Source organism: Paenibacillus sp. KN14-4R (assembly GCF_052180255.1).
In the GTDB taxonomy this organism is placed as follows: domain Bacteria; phylum Bacillota; class Bacilli; order Paenibacillales; family NBRC-103111; genus Paenibacillus_AM.
Genome location: NZ_CP197466.1, coordinates 2,563,140 through 2,588,603, shown reverse-complemented (window position 1 = coordinate 2,588,603; position 25,464 = coordinate 2,563,140). Strand labels below are relative to the sequence as shown.

Below are 25,464 nucleotides of genomic sequence, written 5' to 3'. Positions count from 1 at the left end.
CCTGATCGGAATCTTAATTATTGTAGGCATGGCAGGGATGCTGATCTGGTTTAAGGTAACTGGAAATAAGCAAGCGCCTCAGAAATCTAAGATTGATGTCAACAAGTTCAGAATTGATGTGATGACGAGCTATGTGAAGACAACTTTAAGTGAAATTACGAGCAGCAGCTTATATGATCTAGGACTGTCAGAAGAAGAGTTTACAAGGCGGAAGAATAAACGTTATGAATTGAAAACAGCGCTTAAGACTTGTAGCTATGGGGATCTCAATGCGAAGACTTATGTCAAAGCATTTATCTACGATTTGCTGCAGCATACATATGGACTGGATGAAACAAACATCAATCAAGTCATTGCATTTGATAACCGGGAGTTGTTATCGATTCAAGATCAGTTTGAGATCCTGTTACATATTTATAAGAAAAAGCATCAGTTTGACGCACTTAGTATGTTTTTAGAAAAGCATGATCTAGTCAAACCTAAATGGGTCATTGAAAATGGTGAAACGGAATCTTTCATTGTGACAAGCAGCGAAATCGAGAAGATTTATAAATCAGTTCACAGACATCTAGCTTTCGAAGATAAAATGAACATCATTGTTCAGCGTATTTACCAGAACTATAAGGGTTTCTCCGTCATTGACGAAATCCGCGATATGAATATTGACGGGGTGTCTGGTGGGGTATCAGGTATTCCGAGTTCGTTTAGCCAGCATACTTCGGAGCTCGATATGTATACGATGCAGATGAACAATAAGATCCCACAGACGCATGACAGTGTGTGGTTGTTTTATAAAGGGAAATCGGTCCATTTCGCGTTTCTATCGTTTGGATCAGAGATGGAACTTAAGCGTGTATGTCAAAATATTTATAAATACAATGCACCAGGCCAATTGTCCGAATCAAATGGATTTAAGATCAATGAGATGAAAGATGGCTCGCGTGTAGTAGTTGTTCGACCTCGGTTTGCAGAGTCTTGGGCATTCTTCGTTCGTAAATTTGATATTCCCAATGCAACCCTTGAGCAGCTGGTGAAGGATGAGGGTTCCGAGCTTGTTATTTCCTTGGTGAAGTACTTAGTGAAAGGTTGTCGCATTACGGCAATTACTGGAGCACAAGGTAGTGGGAAGACAACATTTTTGATGGCGATGATCACCTATATAAGTGCCAAATACAACATCCGTGTGCAGGAAGTTGCTTTTGAACTACATTTAAGAAAAATTTATAAAGAGCGCAACATTTTGAGCTTACGGGAGACTGACACGATTTCGGGGCAGGATGGGCTGGATGTGCAGAAGAAGACAGATGGAACGGTCAATATTCTGGGTGAGGTGGCTACAGATCCAGTCGCTGCATGGATGATCCAAATGTCGCAGGTAGCTAGCTTGTTTACGCTTTTTACACATCATGCGAAAACGTTCAAGGATTTAGTGTTCTCATTGCGTAACTCTTTACTGAAGACAGGGATGTTCAATAATGAAATCCTAGCCGAACAGCAGGTCATTAGTGTTATTAACTTTGATATTCATTTAAAACGTGATTTTGACGGTAAACGATACGTGGAGCGTATTACGGAATGTGTTCCCATCAAACAGAACGCACCTTATCCGATGGATTTTAAACAAGATGCTCCTTTGCCAGAGAAGTTGGATCAATTTATGGTGACGATGGCTGAGTATTTTAAACGCTCGACCGATCGGCAACAATTTGAATCACGTAATATCATTGAATTTGAAAATGGTAAATACGTGGTGAAGCACCCGATTTCGGACAACAGTCGACTTGAAATGTGCGAATTGATGTCGCAAGCCGATGCCTACGCGTTTAATCAATTTGTTCGGGAGCAATGGGGGGAGCGCTATGTCAGTTAGAGACATTTTGCTGCTGCTCGGAGGTGTATGTATCTTCCTGTTCTTCGTCATTCTAATTGCACTTAAAGTTATCGAGCGAAGACAGATGAAGCAAGGTACATATGATTCACGTTTACGTGCACAAATGCTTATCTCCCCAACACAAGGAAGTGCAACGAAACAATGGATTAATACGTGGTATCAGCGTGGTTATGTCAAAGTACTTCGGATTCCGCTGTTGAATATGTATGTACGGAAGATTCGTAAACGAATCGCCCATATCCATACGTATGATGAGTATATGCTGAGAAAACAGACGATGAAGATCGCGATTACTTGTCTAAGTATGATGTTTGCGATCGTAGGGGTGCTCTTACTATTCAATCAGAGTATTTCGTTCATAGCGATGGTGCTCTTAGGTGCAGTTATTCTCAACAGTATCTTGATTGATACTTTCATTAATCGGATAGATGATCGATTGCTGAGGCAATTGGTCGATTTAATTGGTGATGTTCGTCATCATTATCAGCATCATGGCATGGTGGATGAAGCGATTTATGAAGCTTCTGAGACAGCTTTATATGAGGCTGCGATTCACGGTAAAGAAGTGTACGAGATATTAACAGCGAATAATCCTGAACAAAAACTTGAGGGGTACTATGAAGTTGCACCGAATCGGTTTCTCAAAATGTTCGCGAGTATTGCTTTCCTCATTCAGGAATATGGGGATAAGAAGATCGCAACTGGTTCATTATTCTTGAATGGACTAACACGGCTAACAAATGAATTAAAGATTGAGATATTGAAGCGGGAGAAACTTAGTTATTTGTTAAAGGGCCTTACGGCGATCGCGATTGCACCTGCTCTGTTTACGACGCCGATCGAGATATGGGCACGTAACAATTTTCCGGCGATGGAGGAGTTTTATAACGGTAAATTCGGTTTGATGACTAAGATCGTCATTATTGTGATCATTGGAGTGTCGTACATTTTACTTCGAAAAATGCAAGAACACACGGAAAGAAGCTTTGTACGAGCTACGAAGAGAAGGTTCTGGGAGCAGCAAGTGCAGCGTGTTCGTCCGATTCAATGGTTGGCTGAGCAGTTCATGCCTCGAAAGAGCTCAAGGGAATATGAGAAATGCATACAGTTATTGAAAGAAGCTAACTCTCCACTACCATTGGATTTGTTATTCATCAGGAGGATTACGCTTTGCTTAATTAGTTTTTTAACTGTAGTTATTATGTTCGGAACCATGCATGTTTTGGCGATTACGAATATTGTACAAGCCACATCGCAGCCCGGGGTTATTTTCGGGAAATTAAATGAGAAGGAAGATTCAAAGGCACAAGCGGTCGTCCATTATGATCGAAATGTTATAGAACAAGTAAAGAATGGAGAAGGTGATTCAAGATCACAAGTTTCACAATTAGTAAAGGAGTCCAGTGAGCAAGATCGTGGAGGCAATGAAGTACAAATTAATCAGACGATTAATCGAATCGTTTCTAAAATTAATGCGTTGAATTCAGAATATCTCAAGTGGTGGGAAGTACTTATTGCGATCTTGATCGGATGGATGGGATATCACGTACCGATTTGGTTGCTTTATTTTCAAAAGAAAATGCTGGCTATGGAAATGAAAAATGAAGTGGATCAATTTCATACGGTGATTGCGATATTGTGCGAGATGGAACGCATTTCGGTTGAGACGATTATAGAGTCAATGGAACGTTTTGCAGTTGTATTTAAAGAACCTCTTCATAATTGCTTACTTCATTATGAAGCAGGCGCAGATACAGCCTTGCAGCAACTAAAAGAAGATGCGCCTTTCGTGCCTTTTGCAAGGACGGTGGAGAAGTTTCAGCTAGCTGTTGAAAAGATTCCGATTCGTCAAGCGTTTGATGATCTTGAAAGTGAGCGAACTTTCTATCAGGAACAACGCAAGCAAGAATATGAACGTATGATTGATACGAAAGCAAGTTGGGGGAAGATGATCGGATTTATGCCGATGTATGCATTGGTTTTCTTATATCTGGTCATACCACTTGTCGCGATGAGTTTTAATCAAATGTCGGTTTATTACGATCAAATTAACAAAATTTCATAAAGATAGGGAGAATGAAAGATGGGTAATGCTCAAAAAGCACTTGTTATGGCTGCTGGAATTTTTCTGGCAATCGCGTTAATTACAATTGGGGTTGTGTTGTTTATTTCGGCACAGGAAGCAACGAAGACGGCTCAAAATAATTTTTCGGATATTCAAACTGAGCTCTCACAGACAGCCTTTACGGTGTATGACAACACGGTTATCTCAGGTAACCAAGTAACGAATGCACTAAGGAAGTATATCAATAAAGATCAATTCGGGGTTCAGATTATTACAGGTAAAAATACAACAGGATCATGGTACAACAATGAGATTTATACGGATACCGATAATTACGGAAATATAAAGCAAGTATCTAAAGCGAATATCAACGAAGTAAGTAATGAACTAGCTGCTCAATACGTAAATCCGAGTGGTAAGTTTAAATCAAGTATTATTCGTGATAAAAGCAATGTGATCCGCGGCTTAGTTTTTGAGCAGCAAGTAGCTAGGCCTTAGGAACAATTGAGATGGACTCCAACCTTAAATCCATGCTATGGCTGTCATTCGCAACCGTTATATTTATTAGCGCATTAACGGTTGCGTTATACCAAGTTCATTTTATCGGCAAAACAGTTCAAACCACTTATATTTCGGGAAATGAGTTGGATCACAATATTGTAAATACGTCTACCAATCTGGATGTTTTTACCGTAAGTAGTGCCGTGGTGCTGCAAAGTATTTATCATATTGAAGAGATCAAGGTCAATATTCAAGTGAATGGTCATCTATATCCCAAGGATTTAAAAATTGAGCAAGCAGATCTTTCATTTATTAATCAAGGTAAAAAATATGTTCGCAAAAGTGTGCGTGGCTCCCAGGGGGAACTGATCCGCATCGATTATGAATCCACCTAGAGGTGAAGATTGTTGAATGCTTTATCTAAAGTATTTGCTTTGCTCATTGCCATTTTGTTGTTATTTCTCTATCCGATCGCAGATACATTTGAAAAGCAAGATGATATATCGAGCTTAGTTTCCATGACCGCTGTTAGGGAGTTTGTGGATGCTGTTCGTGATAAGGGCTACATCACTCCAACGATGTATAATGATTTTTCTAAAGCTGTTCATGCAACCGGGAATACATTTGACATCCAGATGGAACATGATCACAAGCGGTACAACCCTGTTTATACAGATCCTCTTTTGCCCGGGACTTTCAAGAATGAGACGAATGTGGATTACGATCAGTATTTTACGGAACAGATCATGCAGATTCTTTTTCCGATTACAACCCAAGCAATGGATAATAAACAACGGATGTATAAACTTGCTACAGGGGATTATTTTAAAGTCATCCTAACGAATACGAACCGAACACAAGCGACGATCATGTGGGATTTTCTACATCATGCTAACACAGCAAGAGCAAAGATCATGATCCCATATGGGGGTATGGTACGTAATGAAGATTACTAAGCTTGTACTCTTTTTCATATTTATTATTTTCCCATTCTTGGTAGTTAATCAGATGAATATAACGGATCAACGTAAAATAACACTCTTAAAGGCTCGATATGATGCTGCAATTAATGCTGCTGTTGATGATGGAGCATTTGCACTGATAACGAATGAAATACAAGCATTAGAAGCGGGTTATGAATCAGGTAAAAGAATCAGAACGAACCTGCAACGAGGTATTGAGGCATTTTTCCATACTCTTTATACGAACTTTGGTGTGAGGGAAGATCAAGTCGGACAGGGGATATTACGTGATTTTGTCCCAGTTGTCATTGTGATTGGTTATGATGGTTATTTTATCTTGTCTAAGGAAGAATACCGAAATGCTAAGAATGAAATAGAAGTAAAAGAGGTATGGTCCGAAAAGAAAATGTATGCGTATCAAGATGTTCAAGGCAATTCGCTATCTTTTACGCTAGATGACTATGTAACGGCTTATGAGAAAAGTAAGAACATGTGGAAAGAAGGATACCGTACCGATATTCAGAACGAAGTTACTATACCGCTTTTACAAAATAAGGATACTTTCGAACAAATACGGAGAATTACTATTGTTAATAGCATTCAAACTGAGCTTGAGTTATATATGAATCATGCGAATGAAGTAGCTAAACGAAGCGGTGCAGCTTATACTTTCACTTTACCGACAATTAGTCAAGAAGAGTGGAATAACACGATTGATGATGTTGGAATGATGGCTTTTGTGCAAGGAATACCAATTGGCAAAAGCTATTATAACAATTACGCACTTGGTGGTAGTCGAGTGTTGAAGAAGCCGATGTATCAAGCAGCCATAAGTCGATCAAGTGGTGTAAAATTCTTTTTCCGCAAGGAGTGTAAAGGGAAATTTACGAGCGCAGATTATGATTATCTTGAGACTTATGGAAGTGGACAAGCCGCGGCAAAGGCAGGTTATCGGCAGCTTAGCTGTGCTAACCAATGATCTTAAATGTGTGTGATAAAATGCAGCATGCCAACCGGAATCATATTCATGTATATGGATATGAGATAAAGATAAAAGTTACGCTTAAATGACAAGGCACCTTCCATGCAGTTCAGCTGTGTGGAAGGTGCTTTTTTATGTGTATCGCACTATCCTTTTTGGTATCGTCTAATGCGCTGATAAGCTTGTCGATCCTTTAACTTTAAAAATAAATTAACACTCGGTGTAAAGTTGACTTCAATGATCCAGATTGTACCGTTCTTGTCGATTCCAATATCGATTCCCATTATACGACGGTTATGATAAGTTGAGCTAAGCTGTTTTGCAATTTTTATTGATAATTCATTCACGCTGGCATGCATCACTTGCATGGTCCTGCCATTGAGCACTTTTGATTGCCTGGTAGCATCTGAGAATAAAGCGACTCTGCCTTTACTGCGAGCTGTATTGGTAATGATATATCCAGGTCCTGCAATTTTGGCAAGTTTACCAGTTACGGTCCATTCCGAGCTATTGGTATGCCGTTGAACCATGACACGTAGGTCATAGGGGCGGCCATTAACTTCTGCAAGATTAATCCTGGATTGGATGAGATAAGGAATTTGGATGCTAGGCTTCAATAGGTTAAACACGTTGTTAGCGCCTTTTACGATTTGGACCTTTATGCCTCGATGAATTCTAAAATTTGAATTCTGCAAATTGGAGACAAGAATAACACCGATCCCTCCGCTTTTAGCTGAAGGTTTTATTATGATATTCTGATGTTTGCTGAGCATTTCATGAAAGTTCTTGCGAGAAAATTGACAGGTATCTGGTAAATGATTGGAAATGTACGGCGATTTGAGCAGCACCTGATGTTTACTCCACTTACTCCAAGTCCAATTACTCATGGTGAAGTCCCCTCCTGCTGAATAATAACGAGATCATGCTCCTCCACACGTGTAATGTGATTATGCTCATCCACAAAAACCACACGCGGTTTTAATGTCTTCGCTTCTTCCTCTGAGAAGGTCCCCATGCTTAAGATAATAACAATATCTCCAGGTTCGAATAGATGAGCAGGGGGGCCGTTTAAACAGATCTTTCCTGATCCACTTGGAGCGGGGATTGCGTATGTTTTCCATCGTGTCGCATTGCGAAGTGAGGTGATTTGAACCATTTCATAGGGAAGAATATTCGCTCCTTGCATCAAAGCGCTATCAATTGTGATGGAGCCTACATAGTTGAGATCCGCTTGCGTGACAGTAGCCCTGTGAATTTTTCCTTTACACATTAAACGCTGCATGTGAAGGTTGTGCCTCCCTTACTTATAGTAAATCAAAGTAGCCCATTCTCAACAATATATGAAGCTGGATGCTTCCTTGTTCTGGGCGTGTTAGTCAATATTTAATTGGTACTGGGTGCATGCCGTTTCTTATTTTCCACTGCCGTGTATTGTAATTGTGATGAGAGAACTTCGTGAACTGTTCGTAGGATTGCAGGAGGGATAAAATGAACAAATGTCAGCTTGTCTGCGTCCGATGCGGTCAACAATATCCACTTGTGCTAATCGGACGTTGTGAATGTGGAGGTACGCTTCTAGTTGAATATGATTTGGAACACGCAAAGCGAATGTTACAGCTTAAGCCACTCACGCAAAGAGAGACCTCTTTGTGGAGATATAGCGACTTGTTACCTATAGAAAATGAGGACAATATTGTGACATTAGGAGAAGGCTGGACACCGCTTCTTCGCATGCATCAGTTGGAGCAGTATCTACGAGTCGGTTCCCTATATGTGAAAAGAGAAGAACAAAATCCGTCAGGTAGTTTCAAAGCTCGTGGATTTTCAGTAGCTATATCGCTGCTTCGTGAACATGGGATTCAGAAAGTAACCGTACCTTCTAACGGCAATGCTGCTTCAGCGTTAGCAGCTTATGCTGCACGTGCGCATATGGAAGCTTTCCTCTTCGTTCCAAAAGATTGCCCCGGATTAATCGTAGAAGAGTCTGCTCATTATGGGTCTCATGTGTTCTTGGTTGATGGAATGATTCATGACGCAGGACGCATTATTGAAGAAGGAAAAGAATCAGAAGGATGGTTCAATGTTGGAACATTAAAGGAACCAGGTCGTGTAGAAGGTAAGAAGACAATGGGGCTTGAAATTGCAGAGCAATTAGGTTGGAAAATGCCCGATGTCATCATCTACCCAACAGGTGGAGGTTCAGGTGTGATTGGGCTGTGGAAAGCTTTTCGTGAGCTGTTAGAATTAGGTCTAGTAACAGGTGATTTACCTCGAATCATTTCGATTCAAGAAGATGGCTGTAAACCCATCGTAGATGCATTTTATCATCAAGAAGGCGTTGAAGTTTGTCAAGAAAGCGAGGTTACGTCAGCACCAACTGGATTACGTGTACCTCAACCTCCAGATGGAGCGTTCATTGTAAAGATTCTTCATGAAGTTGGTGGGGATGCAATTGCTGTGAATCAAGAGGAAATTGTTGCAGCTCAACGAATGATGGGACGTGTTGGGATTTCTGCATCACCAGAAGGTGCATCCACACTCGCTGGATTAATAAAATTGCTTGAAGCTGGCAAGGTTGGTGTAAGTGATTCGATCGTATTATTCAACACCTCACATGCAATGAAATATTTAGATTGGATCAATTCAAAAAATTATCCTATCATTCGATCTTATGAAGATTTTGTGATTAAACGCTAAAAATGGGTGTTACTATACTCTTAATAGCGAAAATCTCTTAATTAGGGAGGTTCGCTATTTATGATAATACTATTCATAAACCGGTTCGCTTTCATAGCGGGCCAGTTTTTTGCGGTTTCTTGATTGAAATCAAAAATTTTACAGATTCCCATATACCCATTTTTCACCATGTGATATGATAAATAAAGATTTTTTGTCTCGATTGAAACGTTTTTTTTTGCAGCACGTATCAATAGTGAAAACATTTTCCAAGGAGGAAAGAAACCATGTCTATTTTTAAAAGATTACGTGATTTAACAATGTCGAATGTGTATGCTCTAATTGAGAAAGCGGAAGATCCAATTAAAATGACTGATCAATATTTACGCGATATGCAAGAAGATTTGGAAGATGCAGAGAAAGCAGTAGCTGCTCAAATCGCGATTGAGAAAAAATTCAAAATGCTTTATGAAGAGCAAGAAGCATTAGTGAAAAAGCGTGAAGAACAAGCGCATATGGCTGCACAAGCACAAAACATCGAGCTTGCTCGTCGTGCTCTAGAAGAGAAGAAATCTTGTGAGCAAAAGATGAATGAATATAAAGCAACGTATGACCAAAACAAATTAGCAGCAGATAACCTTCGTAAGAAGCTCGAAGAAATGCGTAAAGATCTTGTTGAAATGAAAAACAAGCGTGAGACATTAGTAGCTCGTTATAATGCTGCTAAAGCTCAAACTGAAATCAACAAAGCGATGTCCGGCCTTGGTTCTGACACAGCTTCCGCAGGTCTCAAACGTATGGAAGAGAAAATGCTTCAAATGGAAGCACAAGCAGAAGCTAGTAATGAAATGTCTGCTAAAGGTGCATCGCTTGACGATGAGTTCGAGAAGCTTGGTTCCGGTAAAGCAGTGGATGATGAGCTTGCTGCTCTTATGAAGCAATACGAACAAAAATAATCTTCTATAATAGTAGGTATGGAGAGAAACGTCGAAAGACGTTTTTCTTTTCTGAATAGCAGATTGTGGGGGAGGAACTAAGCATGACATGGATGACGATTCTAGCAACTCTTGTATGGACAGGAGTAGGGGCAGTACTGCTAGTCATTCTAATGGCGATTGATTCATTATTTACACGTTATAAGGACATGGAAGAAATTAAAAATGGGAACGTAGCGGTGGCGACCCGATTTGTGATGAAATTGTTTGCTCAAGGCTATATTTTGAGTCAATCTATTCGTAGCTCCAGTGATTTATGGGATGCGGTACTTGCATCTGTCGTATCATTTGTCATCCTATTAATTCTTGAGTTCATTGTTCGTATTGTACTGAAATGGACTGTATCTCTAAATTTAGATGAAGGTACGAAACAGGGGAACATCGCTCATGCATTATTGGGAGGATCCCTGCACATTGTTGGGGCAATGGTCATTGCGTCCTATCTATTGGTAAACACGTAATTAATACTGTAAAATCTAAATATAGAAAGGGCGATATAGTATGAGTTTATTTCAACGCATCAAAAATATTGTTGCAAAGCCTGAACCACCGAAACAAGAAAGAAGTATGCTTTCGCTTGTACCGGGAGACATCTGTGAAGTGTCGCTAGTTACCTATGAGGTAACAGGACGTATTCAGAATCGTCAGCGTAATGCAGTTGTCCTTACTTTGCAAGATGGGAATACAATCAATTACTTACACATTGAAGAGCGCGAAAAGCTAATCTATTCGTTATATGCACCGATTGATGGTCGTTTGGATACACCGGATGAAGTTCCAACTACAATGGAGCTTGATGGAACGAATTATTTCTTAGAAGAGCAGTATTCAGGACTTGTTGTGACAAGCGGTAAGACTCCTTTTAAACAAGGTGGAGACCAATATGTCTGGCAATATCAATCAGACAATTCCAGACTGTTTCGTATTGAGTGGCAGGATGGTCGATTTATGTTATATGAAGGACAATGGATATTACCAGGAGATTTGAAAGTAATTCGTGGTAATTAATTAGGGAGTGAAAGTAATGGCTAGACGGTTGTTGCATGCTTTAAAATTGACGCTCGTCTTTAGTTTGCTGCTGCCACTCCTTGCTGCATGTGGGGGAGATGCAGTAAAAGATAATTACCCACTTGAATCCGTTAATAAGCAAGGAACTCAAAGTTCTTATGTGTATCGGGCAAGTGATAAGACAGTACCTGAAGTGGCGAAAGAACTCGCTGATCAAGATAAGCCAGAACAAATTTCCAAAGAAGACCCGGAGCGTATGTTCCTTGTTTATAAGGATAAACTGTATAATATCCAGAAAGACCCTGCGAAAGCAAACGATACTTTAATTGAAGTTGATAATAAAGAGTATGTTCAGCAGAATTATGCATCGGATTTTCTAAAAGGGTATATTGCTGCAACTGTCATTGATCGTGTATTTGATATGTTTGGCAACAATAACTCGGGTGGGAATTATCGAGGATATGCGAGCAGGGATACGTATAAACCACGTACAGAGTATAAAGCGCCTACAGTAGAAGAAAAGAAACAAGCACCGCCGATGACGGTGGAACGAAAAGGCTCTGTAGTTAAACGTGGAACCAGTACTAGCAATTCCAAGTCCAGTGATAAAGGCAGTTCAACTGGGGATATATTCCAGAAAAAACCAGTTGAGAATAAATCAGAACCAGATAAACCTAAAGATTCCTCAGGAAAAGTAATCCGCGAAGAGAAGAATAGCTCCTCCAGTTCGTCTAGTTCATCTAGTTCGTCTAATTCTTCATCCAGCAGTTCCAAATCAAGCGGCAGTGGATTTAAAGTTACGGAGAAGAAGCCGAGCCCACCTAAGACAAGTTCTGGATCAGGAAAAGTTACAAAACGTAAGTAATAATGTCCTTTATTTTCCCTGAATGGGCAGGCATCTATTGACTTTGTTGATGCTTGCCTCAATTGTTTGATTAATACATAATAGCTAAGGGGAATACTACAAAGTGCGAGTCACACAGAAATGAGGCCAGCAGATGTTATCTAAACGTGCTTTGTTGCGTCTGTTTAAATTTTTACTTCCAATTGCGATCATTGTGTTCGTTGTCATTCATCTTAAAAAAGAGCTTGAAGGCTTATCTTTAGCAGAAGCAATCAAGGCGATAAAAAGTATACCAAGTGGTGGGTTTATTTTTGCAATTGTGGTTGGCGCAATTGCTGTTTTCACCATGTTTTTTTACGATTACATATTAGTTCGTTCTTTGAAGGGGAAGGCATCATTCGGTAAAATTTTTAGAGTATCTTGGATAGCGAACTCCTTTAATGGGATTTTTGGGTTCGGGGGGCTTGCAGGCGCTACTCTGCGTGCCTTGTTATATAGAGACAATGTGAAGAAAAATGGGCAATTAGTAAAAGGAATTGCTTGGATGGCTCCATCACTTCTTAGTGGGCTATCTATTTTGTCTTTCTTTGTTATTATTGATGTGCTGCCTGTCCGAGCAGTATTAGCATCGAATCGATGGTTGTGGATTGCATTAAGTGGGATATTTTTATTTTTGCCTGCTTACATTTTGCTATCCAAATGGAAGGGACGAGCTACAGCTTCAGCGAAAACGACTTTGATGTACACCGTAGTGTCGCTTGTTGAATGGTTAACAGCCGGTAGTACAGCGTACGTCATGCTTCGTTTATTAGGCGTTTCCATTGGCTATCCCGAAGCGTTAGGGGCATTCGTTATTGCAGCTGTCGCGGGGACGATCAGCTTGGTGCCAGGTGGACTTGGATCATTCGACCTTATTTTCATCATTGCGATGGAGTCGCTAGGTGTGGATAAGGGTGTGGCACTGTCCGCGCTGCTTTTATATCGACTTGTGTATTACTTTATCCCATTTGGTCTTGGGCTTATCATTGCGGCATTTGAAATGTCCGGTGTAGTCGTTAAGCATGTTGAGGAACAGGGTATCATTCAACAAACAAAAGAGGCGTGGGGTGTATTCTGGACCATTCAGCGCGTATTGTTACAAAAGCTTGGTGATGGGTCCCTAGCTGTGTTAACGTTTGTTGGAGGCATGGCTTTATTCTTCACGGTCCTTATCCCTAACTCGATTGATCGTGATGAAAGCATGCATGTCTTATTCCCGGACTGGGTCATTTACTTTGCCTCAGGGCTTACGCTTGCTTTTGCACTTATCTTATTAGGCTTGACAAAAGGGATTTACAAACGTACACAGAGGGCTTATGTCTTATCGATATGCACAATTGCAGGGGCGGCAGTAACGAGCATCTTGCGGGGCTTATATATTGAAACTTCTGTTGGTCTTCTATTGCTCGGACTACTGTTAGTTTTGCTGCGTAAACAGTTTAATCGAGTGCGAATTGAAGTATCTGTATTCGGTATAATCGTTTATACAGCCTTTACGGGTTTCTTGTTATATTTCTTCTATATCATTACACTCTTTACATCCGAATTGACGCAATCAGGAGATCCAGATTTTAGTGAAGTCGTCTATACTCCACTTTTGGGCTTGAACATAATTACTGCAGTGGCCATTACTTTCACAGTCGTCTTTACCGTCATAGGGTCCTATTGGTTTGATCGTACCAGACGTAAGATTGTACCTGGTGTTCCAGCTTCCTTTCATCGCTTAGAAATGTTCTTGAATGAGAATGGTGGGAACGTATTAAGTCATCTAGGGTATTTAGGCGACAAGCGATTCTTCATCTCTCATGATGGGAAGGCACTTCTTCAATTTGTGAGAAAAGGAAATCGACTGATCGTCCTGGGTGACCCATCTGGACACCCAGACTCCTTCCCTGAGTTATTGGAGTTGTTCTTAGATAAAGTTGATCGCTATGGTTATCATGTTATTTTTTACCAAGTACAGAGCGATCTCATGCCACTTTATCATGATCTCGGCTTCCGCTTCTTTAAACTTGGTGAAGAGGCTGTTGTTGATTTGCGAAAGCTCAGTCAGCCAGGACGAAAGCGTACACAACAACAAGTGTTAAAACATCAGTATGAGCGTGAAGGATACGTGTTTGAAGTGGTACAGCCTCCATTCTTAGATCATGTGTTCGAAGAAATGAAGCAGGTGTCAGATGCTTTCCTTGATAAGAAAAAGGAAAAAGGCTTTTCGATGGGTTACTTTGACAGGGATTATCTAGAACGTGCGCCGATCGCAGTTCTGCGTAGACCAGATGGTGAAATGGTTGCTTTCGCTTCAATCATGCCTGTATATCAAGCTCATGAGGTGTCGGTCGACTTGGTACGAATTGTGCCCGGGGAGTCAAGAGAAATTATGGATGTATTGTTCATGAATGTATTCGAATGGGCAAAGGAAGTAGGATACCAACGATTTAACATGGGACTAGCTCCGCTTGCAAATGTGGGACAAAGGGACCACTCCTTCTTCTCTGAACGTATCGCGGCAGCTGTATTTAACAACTTATCTTTTACATTCAGCTTTTGCAAAATCAGAGAGCAGAAGGAGAAATACGATCCGAAGTGGGGAAGTAAATACTTGGCGTATCGACGTAATCGCTTTTTACCATGGACCTTGTTTCTAGTTTTGAGGCTCATTAATAAAGGCGGCGACACGATGCGTTAGCATACAGACGGGGAACGCAACCTAGGCGTTCTCCGTTTTTGTATTGACATAGTCTAAGATGTGATATATAATTAAATATCAAACTCAATAACCCCTTTACTATTCACGTAACAGGATTCTTTTTTTCCTCAATATTGCACCTCGCAAATTCTATGCAAGATACTAGAAGCTTGACCCTTCCACAATGACTTCAATTCTGCAGGAACAAAAAGCACCCTGAAAACAATGGTACGATCGATTTAATTCACACTGGCACGGTCTAGGAGCCGTAAGGATGAAAGAGAGGTAGGGCTTTCGTTGTTTTAAAACAGATCCATAAAAGTAATGTGAGTTTCTTAAGCTTTTGGGAATGCGGTATTCTTGAAAGCTTTTTAATTTGTTTAAATGTGTACTCGATTGCTGATTTGAGTACAAAAAAAGATTGTAATTTATTATTTTATCGATATAATGTACTTTGCGACCTTAATTATTACAAGGGTGTTGAATGCGATGAACCGTAAAAAACAGCGGGTGCTAGAGATAGGGTGCCATTTATTTTTTGAAAATGGAATCCGCGACACCAGTATGAGTCAAGTAGCGGCAGCGGTCCCCGTATCAAAGATGACGATTTATAAATATTTTCAAAGTAAGGAAGGCTTAATTGAAGAAGTATGTGAAAAGGTAGCTCATGAGCATCATATGCAGATGAAAATGATTCTGGAGAGCTCTGACGATGTGTTGGACATTATGTCAAAGCTTTCTTGTGAAAAACAGCTGCGTACAAGATACGAGCAATTCTTTCATGAGTTGATGACGGAATATCCCCTTATTTTTAATAAAATAATGGAATATCAACGAAATCATATGATGCCTGAATTTGAACTATTTATTTTTCGAGCTCAACAAAAAGGGACCATACGTAAGGACATTGCCCCACAAATTATTACAATGTTTATGGCTTGCATGAATGAGTTCATCACGAGAATGATGACAAGTGAGGGGCTCTCAAGTGCTCGTAACGCTGCAGATCAAATGTTGAATCTGTTGTGTTATGGGATTATCGCTCCCGAACGCCGGCATGAGTAACGTAATTTAGGGCAAGATGAATGAACAAAGAAATTGAAGAAAAGAGTGGATAGGATGAGTACAGAAAAGAAAGGGATTAATCGTAATATTGTACTGATTGGTCTTATTATTGGAATGTTTTTCAGTGCGCTTGAACAGACGGTAGTGGGTACGGCAATGCCGACGATTATCGAAGATTTGAATGGATTAACTTTATTTGCTTGGGTGACAACGGCTTATATGCTAACTTCAACAACAGTCGTTCCTATTGTAGGTAAGCTTGCAGATATGTTTGGTAGTCGGGGTATGTATTTGCTAGGAACGATCATTTTCGTAGCAGGTTCATTCTTTTGTGCAACAGCTACAACAATGGAACAACTCATTATTTATCGTGCTATTCAAGGGATTGGCGGCGGGATGATCATGCCACTTTCTCAGACGATTGTAGGTCTTATTTTTTCAGCTGAACAGCGTGCGAAATGGCAGGGCGTGTTCGGGGCTATTTTCGGATTAAGTTCGATCATTGGTCCATTAATTGGTGGTTTCTTAGTGGATACGATTGATTGGAAATGGATATTCTTGGTTAACGTACCATTTGGTCTACTCTCAGCTGTATTAATTTTTATGGGGCTTAAGAATGAGAAAATTACACTGTCATCTAAACCTAAAATTGATTATCTAGGTATCCTCACTTTAATCCCAGCAGTTGTTTCTTTATTGCTTGGTCTTACGTTTGCAGGGGATAAGTTCGAATGGATGTCAACAACAAGCTTGCTTGTGTTTGGTGGTTCGCTTTTATTCTTCATTTTGTTCGTTCTGGTGGAGCGACGCGCAGATGAACCTATTTTAGATTTATCTCTATTCAAAAATCGTGTGTTCGCAACGACGAATATTCTTGGGTTTCTTCTTGGACTTGGGATGTTCGGAGCGATTATGTTTATCCCGATGTTCATGCAAGGCATTATGGGGGTATCACCCACCGCGGCAGGTTCTGCTATGACACCGATGATGATCTCGCTTATTATTGCGAGCATATTGGGTGGTCAGTTATTGTTGCGCTTCCGCTATCGCTCTGTATTAGCGGCAGGTATGATCATTGCAGCAGCTGGATTCCTGCTTATGAGTACGATGGGAATTGAGACGACAACGATTATGATTTATTCCTACATGGTTGTTCTTGGTATCGGGATGGGTCTAGTTATGCCAACTCTAACCATCGTGGTGCAATCGGAGTTTCCAAAGTCAATGTTGGGTACAGTAACCTCCTCCTCCACTTTCTTCCGCTCGATTGGGGGTACAATTGGTGCAACCATTTTAAGTACGGTGATGAATCAGACGCTTCCAACGAAGATGTCCGCAATGATGAATACAGAAGAAGTGACTTCTAATCCAGTTGTAAAGCAAACGCTTGATTTAATTGGTGGGGACTATAATAAAATGTTCGGCGTTCTTATTAAACCTGAGGCACTCCAGATGCCAGCTGAACTAACGAAGCAAGTGCTTAACCCAATTAAGATTGCATGGTCACAATCGTTATCTATTGTATTTTTAAGTGGCCTTGTTTTCATTGCAATAGGAATTATTATTGCGTTTACAGTTGGATCAGGCAAAATTAAGCGTGATGCAGAGCTAGAGACAGCTCAAGCTGAACAGAACTAATCCATTCTGAAGATAAATAGAAGGGCTTTTGACTTGAGAATTACAGCACTCAGGGCGAAAGCCCTTTTTTTTATTGATAAAAATTGGTCACAGCCATCGAAGTTAGCTCGGCGCAACATCTATAACCATCTGCAATTAAGCAGGTAAACGACAACTCTGTTTCTCTAGACCCACTCGCAAAGTGTCAAGTACAATTAAAGTGGAATCACACAATGGGGGAATGCTTGCGATGGACAATCAACATTTGAAGCTTGGTGAAAAGGGGATCTGGACAAGTATTATCGTTTACTGCTGCTTGTCTCTTTTGAAAATAACATTGGGTACATATTATCATTCCGAGGCGTTATTTGCGGATGGTCTAAATAACTCGACAGATATTATCGCTTCAATCGCTGTCTTAATTGGAATCAAAATATCTAGGAAACCGCCTGATGAAGACCATACTTACGGTCATTCAAGAGCTGAGACAATTGCAGCATTAATTGCTTCACTCATTATGGCAGCAGTTGGCTTACAGGTGTTGTATAAGGCTATCCTATCCGCTTTCAGTGAAAGTGTGGAAGTGCCTAATCTAATGTCAGCATGGGTCAGTATCGTCTGCGCGGTAATCATGTATGGTGTGTATCGGATAAATCGGAAATTGGCAAAGTCAACCGGCAGCATGGCGATGGAGGCGGTGGCGCAGGATAACCGTTCCGATGCACTTGTCAGTATGGGGGCGTTTGTAGGTATTATCGGTGCACAGTTTGGCTTACCTTGGTTAGATCCATTAGCGGCGCTATTAGTGGGTGCAATGATTTGTAAAACAGCGTGGGACATTTTCCGGAATGCGACACATTCCTTATCCGATGGTTTTGATCAATCAAAGCTCGAAGCTTACAAGGAAACGGTCTACAGCACGCCTGGCGTACAGCTTGTCAAAGACATTAAAGCAAGAGTTCACGGAAATCATATCTGGGTTGATGTGATTATTGCAGTTAATAATGACTTAAACGTCGTGCAAAGCCATGAGATTAGTGAACAAATAGAAAGCAGGCTTCATAAAAAATACAAAATTGCATACACCCATGTTCATATTGAACCGCTAAATTTTGCCTAATTGAATGGGGTAATCACGAGCTATCTTTTATAAAAAAGATGGCTTTTTTAGTTTTTATTATTTTTTTCACATAACTGTAACCTCTCTGTAAAGTAATGGCTCTCAAACTATATTAATCTATATTAATCTAGTATATAAAAACAATAAGAATATCAGCAAAGAAGGGTATGCATCATGAAATACAATTCACAACAAAGACGGAACAGACGTAACAGTCATAACAATCGACGATTAAAGAAGTTGTTGATCATATCAATAAGCCTTGTGCTTATTTTTGTCGCGATTATTGCGATTCGAAATTGGACTTCTTCTAAAAATTCACTAGATTCATCCCCAACTTCGACGCCAAATGCAGAGACAATTTCACAGACAAGTGCTCAGGAATTAATGAAAATTAAGATGGTTCCTTTGGGTAAGGTGGCCCCTCGAGAATATAATGGACAAATACGCAAGGTTGTATATTTAACCTTTGATGATGGTCCGAGTAAATACACGGAGGAGTTACTTGATATACTGAAACAAAATGACATCAAAGCTACGTTCTTTATGCAAGGAGCTAATATTAGTGGTCACGAAAAATCAATTAAGCGCTTAGCAGATGAGGGTAACTACCCAGGTTTGCATAGTATGACGCATGATTATAAAAAACTGTATAGCGGCGGCGGGTCTGCGAATTTCTTAAATGAGTTTAATCAAGTTCAAGCACTAGTCAAGAATATTACAGGTCAAAAGTCAACGCTTATTCGAGCTCCTTATGGCAGTATGCCTCAAATTGGTGGGAAATTTAGAGAGGATATAGCTAACGCTGGATATAAAATGTGGGATTGGTCGACGGATTCATTAGATTGGAAGCTCCCGAATAAGCCGGATGAAGTGTTGAATCAGGTCAAGAAGGGTGCGAAACATAATTTAGAAGTTATCCTCTTTCATGAAAAGCAGCAGACGATAGATGCGCTTCCGAAGATCATTCAATATTTAAAACAGAATGGTTATGAGTTTGAAGTGTACAACCCGAATGCCCACTTCATGATGAATTTTTATAAAGACAAAAGGTTATAACATCTAGGAGGATTACTTCGTGAGAAAACAAAGTTTAATTGCTATAGGCGTGACAATGGTAATACTGCTCACAGGTTGTCAGAACCAGCAACTGGTGCAAAGCAGTATTTTGAAACAATATGAAGAAGCGCTTCAAATTGAAGTAAGTCGGACAAAAGTGTCGAATCAAATCTCCGACATGGAGCAAGCTGATCAACGTGATTTTGATAAAATTGTGCTAAATGGGAAGAAATCAAACCTGAATGTAAAGAACTTGATTGAAAAATGTTTGCAAAACATTGAAGAGCGAAAAGCGCTTCTGTCTCAAGAAAAGCAAGCTTTAACACAAGCTAATGATGTTGTCAAAAATATGAACGCAAACATCGGAAATTTAGGTAATACCGATATGAAAACTCAAGCGAGTTCTGTTTTGAGTTTATATGAGAGACGTTACGCGGTGTATCAAAATATGCGAACGATATATGAGCGAGCACTGGATCAAGAGAAAGGTCTATATGATAAACTCGCTGAACCGAATTGTAAGTTAGTCGATATTGATAATCTGGTCTTTGAGCGTAACAATAATTTCAATCAGGTCGCGGAATTAATGGATCAATTTAATGAATTGACTGAGCAATTTAATAAAGAATATAAGGAATTGGAGAACGTGATCGGGAAAAATAAAAAATAATTTTTAAAAGTGTTGTAAATGGGGGAATAGTATGTTATGATCTTTTTCAGAGATTGACCGAATGTACAAAACGGTCATTCGGTCAATTATTTGTGAAGGGGGTTTCGATCATGTCTGTGGACCGTCGTAAGCTTATTATCGAAGCAGCAAGTAAATCATTCTCGCTATTCGGTTATAAGGCGACCACCATGGAGCAGGTTGCAAAACTGGCTAACGTGGGGAAGGGAACAATCTACACCTTTTTTACGAACAAGGAAGAATTGTTTGAAGAGATTATGCTTGAGCTGATTCGAGACGTGCAAAGATTTGCACAAGATTCTATTCAAGCTAATAAATCTTTTCATGAAAACATGCATCGCTTTCTTTATACAGTACTGGAATTTCGAAGACAGCATGATTTAATGATTCGTTTAACAAATGAAATTACAGAAATGGGTACACCTGCTGCGAAAGAAGGCATAAGAAAAGTAGAAGGTGCTATATTGTCCCTTTTGAGCATGCGAATTAAAGAAGCCATTGATCGTGGCGACTTAAGACAATGCGATCCCGAGCGAACAGCGTTTGCAATGTTTAAGATGTATATCGCGTTTGTAATAGAATGGGAACTGACGCATCCACCTCTTGAAAAAGAAGAAATCGCAAATTTATTCGATTTATACTTTGTCGAGGGATTGGCCGCCAGGTAGGCGTCCTTTTTTTGGCCCATGAGTGACCAAATGGTCGAAACGGTCAGTTAGTTTTAGGAGGAGAGAATCATATGAATAAGAAACGATTAATCGTTCACGAATGGGCATCCATCGTCAAAAACAAAAAGGTATTATTTTCAGTTATCGGTGTTATTTTAATTCCACTTCTGTACAGTTTCATGTTTCTTTGGGCATTTTGGGACCCTTATGCCAAGCTGAATGATCTACCAGTTGCAGTTGTGAACTTAGATCAAGGAGCTACCTTTAATGAGAAGAAGTTAAATGTAGGTAAAGATTTTACTGATAAGTTGAATGAGTCTAAGGATTTCAAATGGGATTTTGTTACGGCCGAACAGGCAATTCAAGGCATGCAAGATCAAAAGTATTATATGTATATTGAAATCCCGACGAATTTCTCGGAAAATGCAACAAAAGTGTTGGATTCGAAGCCGGTTCCATCCGAGATTAAATACATTCCTAATGAAAGCTTAAACTTCTTGTCCTCGCAGATTGGTGCAAGTGCGATAGAGAAAATGAAAGCTAAAGTAGGTAAAGAACTTACTCGTGCTTATACAGAATCGATGTTCGGGCAAATGACTACATTGTCTGACGGATTAGCACAAGCAGCGGATGGCGCGAAGAAATTGACAGACGGGTCGAAGAAAGTTGAAGATGGCATTATGCAAATTGATTCCAATTTGCTGAAACTTACAGAAGGTACACAGCCGCTTAATAATGGTGTAAACGAGCTTCTTGCTGGTGCATCCAAATTGAATGGTGGTACGAATCAATTAAAACAAGGTACTGGGCAACTCTCCGGTGGCTTGGATCAATTGGCACAAGGTGGCAAGCAGCTCTCTGCAGGAGCGGGTCAATTGAAAGATGGAATCGGGTCACTTCAAACAGGTCTTAAAGGTTCTGTTGAAGGAATGGATAAATTGAGTTCAGGTGCGAAAGGGCTAAAAGCAGGACTTGAAGCGATGGCAAAAGCAAATCCTCAACTTGCGAATTCCCCTGAATTCAAACAATTGCTTGGCGCAGCAGGTATGGTAAGTGGTGGAGCAGATGCTGCTCTTGCGGGTCAACAAAAATTAGCTGCAGGTGCTGATCAATTAGCTGGCGCAAGTGGTACACTTAATGCAGGCGTAAGTACCCTAAGTGGTAAAATTAATGAAGCAGCACAAGGTGCGAAGGCTGTTGATACGGGCGCTCAAGGCCTAGCTGCAGGAAGTGTACAATTGAAAGATGGATTAACGAAATTATCTGGTGGTGTAAAAGCTATTAGTGAAGGTTCTGTTCAATTGAAAGATGGTTCAACAAAACTATCTGAAGGAATGGGAACTGTTGTTAATGGTCAAGACGAGTTATCTGGTAAATTAGCAGAAGCAGCGGACAAAACAAGCAGTATTAAAGCAAATGATTCAAACTTTGATATGTTCGCAGATCCAGTAAATGTTGCGATAGAGAAAAACAATGGTGCCGTACCTAACTATGGAACAGGATTTGCGCCGTACTTCTTATCCCTTGGATTGTTCGTAGGTGCATTGATGTTAACAATCGTATACTCAATGAAAAAACCTGCGATCACACCGCCCAACTCATTTAGTTGGTTTATTAGTAAATTCGGTGTAATGCTTGTCGTGGGTGCGCTTCAAGCAGTGCTGGCAGATATAATCTTGCTTGGTGGATTGAAGTTGGAAGTGCAAAACGTTGGATTGTTCATCTTACTCAGCTTAGTAACGAGCTGGACTTTCATGGCGATCTTGCAATTCTTGGTTACAGCATTTAACGATGTTGGACGCTTCCTTGCAATCTTGCTTCTTATTGTACAACTAACAACTTCAGCAGGAACTTTCCCAATTGAATTAATTCCAGATATACTACAACCGTTTGGCAAGCTAGTACCAATGACTTACTCTGTAAGTGGATTTAAAGCTGTCATATCGAGCGGTCAAATGAATGACTTCTGGAGTAATACAATTGTCCTAATCGGATGGATTGTTGGAATGGGTGCTTTAACTTGGGTTACATTAAAAATCAATTTAAAAAAGAACCCGAATCCAGTAATTGCTTCTAATGAAGCTGTATAGAAGCAGTGTAGATTAGAAAAATGGAAACCCGCGAAGCCAGGTGCTTCGCGGGTTTTTGGTATATTTTAAGAAAAAGATTAGAATCAATTTCCTTAAATGAAAATTTTCTAATCTGCGATTCATTGATCAAAACTAGCAAAATATGATAATCTGTTAAAGTCAAATAGATAATTTGTCGAATCTGGCTTAAACATAAAGTCAGTACGGGGGACCGATTTACTTGGGGTGAATGTTCGTGTTATATGCGATCTAGGGAGCAACCTTCTTCCCGAACCCGTCAACTAACCTCGGAGACACTGGGAGGTATTACCGTTTGAAAACTTTATTTAAAACCGTAGTATTATCATGTGCTGTTCTGGGAAGTGCTTTCGTGATCGGACAAACAGCAAGTGCACAAACAGCAAATGAAGATGTCAAAATTCAAGTCAATGATCGTTTAGTTGATCTGAATACGGATCCATACATTGGCGAGAACAACTCGTTAATGGTGCCTGTACGTCAATTGTTTGAAAATATCGGCTACACGTTGACTTGGAATCAAGAAGGCGATGAAGTTGGACTTACTGTACATAATGACAAACATAATTTCAAACTGACGACTGGCAGCACAAAGATGACGGTTGACGACAGAAAAGTTGAGTTAACAACTAAGCCTGTGATACATAACGGGGTAGCATTTGTTCCTGTACGATTGATGGCTGAACACTTAGGTTTTATTTTACAGTGGGATGATAAGAATGGAATTGCGATTCTTGGCGTAGATGGCAACTTCCATGCACCTGCATGGTATGCACCACCGAAGAAGCCTGAAATTAGCGTACAACTCATTGATACAGCGAATCAATATCTAGGTGTTCCATATGTGTATGGAGGAACTTCACCAAGTGGATTTGATTGCTCAGGTTTTGTAAGTTATGTGTTTAAAAAGTACGGATATGATCTTCCACGCACATCAAGTGATATGTACAGTGTTGGAAAATCAGTAAGCAATTTGCAAGCTGGTGATCTTGTTTTCTTCGCTGAAGGCAGTCGCGTATCGCATGTAGGGATTTATATTGGCGATGACAAATATATTAATGCAGTATCTGGCCGTGGGCGTAGCGTAATGGTAACAAGTCTTTCCTCCAGCTGGAGTGCGAAGTATTATGTTGGCGCTAAGCGCGTTCTTTAAAAGCCATAAGATAAGAAGCCACAGACAGCCATATGCTGATCTGTGGTTTTTTTCATTGAATAATTAAAATAGACAAATACTCAATTCTGCTATATAGTGGTATAGAACTTCAAAAAACAAACGGGGTGCTGGGATTTTTGGCCGGCTGAGATTGTATTCCACAAAATACTGACCCTTGAACCTGATCTGGATAATGCCAGCGTAGGAACCATGATTTTGTTTGTGCATGCACAAAAATGCTGGCTCCCGTTGGGGAGTTTTTTTGTTGTCATAGAAAGATTCTCGTCGAGAGAAAAGGAGAGAGCGACATGAAGCAATTGAAAGTAGGTCTTGCGGCTGTTCTTGTACTAACGCTGCTCATGCTTACAGCTTGCGGTAAAAGTGAGCAGTCTGCAAACGAATCGAAAGGTAGTGCAGATAAGAAGTTAATAGATGTTAAGATTGCGCTGGACTGGACACCGAATACGAACCACACAGGTATTTACGTAGCAAAAGAAAAAGGATATTTTGCCGAACAAGGGCTTAATGTTGAAATTGTTCTTCCAGGTTCCAACTCTTCCATGGCGATGGTGGGAGCAGGAAATGCTGAGTTTGGGATTGGTGTTCAAGAATCCATAACACAAGGACGATTACAAGGTGTACCTGTAGTCTCGCTTGCAGCGATTATTCAACATAATACTTCTGGATTTGCTTCACCCGTTGATAAAAATATTAAGACACCTAAAGATTTTGAAGGGAAGAAGTACGGGGGTTACGGCTCACCTGCTGAAGCAGCGGTTATTGAATCGATCATGCAGACGCAGAATGCTGATTTTAAAAAGGTTACTTCCATTAATATCGGGGAAGCGGATTATTTTACAGCTGTTAAGCGTGATGTGGATTTCTCTTGGATCTACTACGCCTGGACAGGCGTGGAGGCAGAATTGCGTAAAGAGCCTGTTAACATGATTTATCTAACCGATTATTCGGATAAACTGGATTACTACACACCCGTTGTTATTTCAAGTGAAAAGCTGATTAAAGAAAAACCTGAGATTGCAAAAGCTTTCATGGCTGCTGTATCGAAAGGTTATAATTATGCGATCGATAAACCGGAAGATGCAGCTAACATCCTCATCAAAGCTGTTCCAGAGCTAAATAAAGATTTAGTTATGGCTTCGCAAAAGTGGCTCAGCCCACGTTATAAGGCTGAAGCACCACGATGGGGTGAGCAAAAACGATCCGTATGGGAAAACTATTCCAATTGGATGTTTGACCACAAGTTGTTAGAGAAAAAGCTGGACGTAGATGCAGCTTTCACGAATGACTACCTACCTAAATCCAATTAAGTTGAAAAG

23 protein-coding genes and 2 riboswitches are annotated in these 25,464 nt (G+C 40.2%); of the genes, 21 read left to right on the top strand and 2 right to left on the bottom strand.

Going from position 1 to position 25,464, the window contains the following annotated elements:
* Positions 1-28: 28 nt before the first annotated feature.
* Genes ACSBOP_RS12485 through ACSBOP_RS12460 form a run of 6 tightly spaced genes read left to right on the top strand, consistent with a single transcriptional unit; the run spans position 29 to position 6,398 of the window.
* Entirely contained in the window at positions 29-1,870 is a 1,842-nt protein-coding gene (locus tag ACSBOP_RS12485) for a pilus assembly protein CpaF (protein WP_442604462.1), read from the top strand.
* Positions 1,860-3,956 (top strand): hypothetical protein, encoded by a 2,097-nt coding sequence (locus tag ACSBOP_RS12480; protein WP_442600865.1) that lies wholly within the window; start codon positions 1,860-1,862, stop codon positions 3,954-3,956. Before ACSBOP_RS12485 ends, ACSBOP_RS12480 begins: the two co-directional genes overlap by 11 nt.
* Positions 3,957-3,974: 18 nt before the next feature.
* On the top strand, positions 3,975-4,454 hold the full coding sequence (locus tag ACSBOP_RS12475) for an ABC transporter permease (protein WP_442600864.1): 480 nt from the start codon (positions 3,975-3,977) through the stop codon (positions 4,452-4,454).
* An 11-nt stretch (positions 4,455-4,465) separates the two neighbouring features.
* Positions 4,466-4,852, top strand: coding sequence for a hypothetical protein (locus ACSBOP_RS12470; RefSeq protein ID WP_442600863.1), 387 nt, complete (start codon positions 4,466-4,468; stop codon positions 4,850-4,852).
* 12 nt (positions 4,853-4,864) lie between these two features.
* Positions 4,865-5,413: a hypothetical protein gene (locus ACSBOP_RS12465; protein WP_442600862.1), complete on the top strand. Its 549-nt coding sequence runs from the start codon at positions 4,865-4,867 to the stop codon at positions 5,411-5,413.
* Positions 5,400-6,398 carry a hypothetical protein gene (locus ACSBOP_RS12460; RefSeq protein ID WP_442600861.1) on the top strand — a complete coding sequence of 333 codons (999 nt, stop codon included), beginning with the start codon at positions 5,400-5,402 and terminating at the stop codon, positions 6,396-6,398. The genes ACSBOP_RS12465 and ACSBOP_RS12460 overlap by 14 nt, the downstream gene beginning before the upstream one ends.
* 149 nt (positions 6,399-6,547) lie before the next feature.
* On the opposite strand, the gene ACSBOP_RS12455 is transcribed toward ACSBOP_RS12460, so the two are convergent.
* Both ACSBOP_RS12455 and panD read right to left on the bottom strand, forming a co-directional pair.
* Positions 6,548-7,288, bottom strand: a complete 741-nt coding sequence (locus tag ACSBOP_RS12455) for a YheC/YheD family protein (RefSeq protein ID WP_442600860.1) — start codon at positions 7,286-7,288, stop codon at positions 6,548-6,550.
* Positions 7,285-7,683, bottom strand: coding sequence for an aspartate 1-decarboxylase (gene panD / locus ACSBOP_RS12450; protein WP_442600859.1), 399 nt, complete (start codon positions 7,681-7,683; stop codon positions 7,285-7,287). The genes ACSBOP_RS12455 and panD overlap by 4 nt, the downstream gene beginning before the upstream one ends.
* A 206-nt stretch (positions 7,684-7,889) precedes the next feature.
* Between panD and ACSBOP_RS12445 the strand changes: the two genes are divergently transcribed.
* The 15 genes from ACSBOP_RS12445 to ACSBOP_RS12375 all read left to right on the top strand — a co-directional run bounded on the left by ACSBOP_RS12445 (position 7,890) and on the right by ACSBOP_RS12375 (position 25,455).
* A complete protein-coding gene (locus tag ACSBOP_RS12445) occupies positions 7,890-9,098 on the top strand; it encodes a threonine synthase (protein ID WP_442600858.1) in 1,209 nt (402 codons plus the stop codon).
* A 266-nt stretch (positions 9,099-9,364) separates the two neighbouring features.
* A complete protein-coding gene (locus ACSBOP_RS12440) occupies positions 9,365-10,033 on the top strand; it encodes a PspA/IM30 family protein (RefSeq protein WP_442600857.1) in 669 nt (222 codons plus the stop codon).
* 83 nt (positions 10,034-10,116) lie between these two features.
* Positions 10,117-10,533 carry a DUF350 domain-containing protein gene (locus ACSBOP_RS12435; protein ID WP_442600856.1) on the top strand — a complete coding sequence of 139 codons (417 nt, stop codon included), beginning with the start codon at positions 10,117-10,119 and terminating at the stop codon, positions 10,531-10,533.
* Positions 10,534-10,573: 40 nt separating this feature from the next.
* Positions 10,574-11,080, top strand: coding sequence for a DUF4178 domain-containing protein (locus ACSBOP_RS12430; RefSeq protein WP_442600855.1), 507 nt, complete (start codon positions 10,574-10,576; stop codon positions 11,078-11,080).
* A 16-nt stretch (positions 11,081-11,096) separates the two neighbouring features.
* Positions 11,097-11,945 carry a DUF4247 domain-containing protein gene (locus tag ACSBOP_RS12425; RefSeq protein ID WP_442600854.1) on the top strand — a complete coding sequence of 283 codons (849 nt, stop codon included), beginning with the start codon at positions 11,097-11,099 and terminating at the stop codon, positions 11,943-11,945.
* Between the two features lie 133 nt (positions 11,946-12,078).
* Positions 12,079-14,649, top strand: a complete 2,571-nt coding sequence (gene mprF, locus ACSBOP_RS12420) for a bifunctional lysylphosphatidylglycerol flippase/synthetase MprF (RefSeq protein WP_442600853.1) — start codon at positions 12,079-12,081, stop codon at positions 14,647-14,649.
* A gap of 489 nt (positions 14,650-15,138) precedes the next feature.
* Positions 15,139-15,714, top strand: a complete 576-nt coding sequence (locus tag ACSBOP_RS12415) for a TetR/AcrR family transcriptional regulator (protein ID WP_442600852.1) — start codon at positions 15,139-15,141, stop codon at positions 15,712-15,714.
* A 54-nt stretch (positions 15,715-15,768) separates the two neighbouring features.
* On the top strand, positions 15,769-17,352 hold the full coding sequence (locus tag ACSBOP_RS12410; RefSeq protein WP_442600851.1) for a DHA2 family efflux MFS transporter permease subunit: 1,584 nt from the start codon (positions 15,769-15,771) through the stop codon (positions 17,350-17,352).
* Positions 17,353-17,572: 220 nt separating this feature from the next.
* On the top strand, positions 17,573-18,451 hold the full coding sequence (locus tag ACSBOP_RS12405; RefSeq protein ID WP_442604461.1) for a cation diffusion facilitator family transporter: 879 nt from the start codon (positions 17,573-17,575) through the stop codon (positions 18,449-18,451).
* 174 nt (positions 18,452-18,625) lie between these two features.
* A complete protein-coding gene (locus ACSBOP_RS12400) occupies positions 18,626-19,510 on the top strand; it encodes a polysaccharide deacetylase family protein (RefSeq protein WP_442600850.1) in 885 nt (294 codons plus the stop codon).
* 19 nt (positions 19,511-19,529) lie between these two features.
* Positions 19,530-20,180 (top strand): YkyA family protein, encoded by a 651-nt coding sequence (locus ACSBOP_RS12395; RefSeq protein ID WP_442600849.1) that lies wholly within the window; start codon positions 19,530-19,532, stop codon positions 20,178-20,180.
* Positions 20,181-20,290: 110 nt separating this feature from the next.
* Positions 20,291-20,866: a TetR/AcrR family transcriptional regulator gene (locus ACSBOP_RS12390; protein WP_442600848.1), complete on the top strand. Its 576-nt coding sequence runs from the start codon at positions 20,291-20,293 to the stop codon at positions 20,864-20,866.
* 71 nt (positions 20,867-20,937) lie between these two features.
* Complete coding sequence (locus tag ACSBOP_RS12385; protein WP_442600847.1) at positions 20,938-22,956, top strand: YhgE/Pip family protein; 2,019 nt, start codon at positions 20,938-20,940, stop codon at positions 22,954-22,956.
* Between the two features lie 163 nt (positions 22,957-23,119).
* Positions 23,120-23,264, top strand: a riboswitch (cyclic di-AMP (ydaO/yuaA leader).
* Between the two features lie 5 nt (positions 23,265-23,269).
* On the top strand, positions 23,270-24,127 hold the full coding sequence (locus ACSBOP_RS12380; protein ID WP_442600846.1) for a C40 family peptidase: 858 nt from the start codon (positions 23,270-23,272) through the stop codon (positions 24,125-24,127).
* A gap of 111 nt (positions 24,128-24,238) precedes the next feature.
* Positions 24,239-24,353, top strand: a riboswitch (TPP riboswitch).
* An 82-nt stretch (positions 24,354-24,435) separates the two neighbouring features.
* On the top strand, positions 24,436-25,455 hold the full coding sequence (locus tag ACSBOP_RS12375; RefSeq protein ID WP_442600845.1) for an ABC transporter substrate-binding protein: 1,020 nt from the start codon (positions 24,436-24,438) through the stop codon (positions 25,453-25,455).
* Positions 25,456-25,464: the final 9 nt, after the last annotated feature.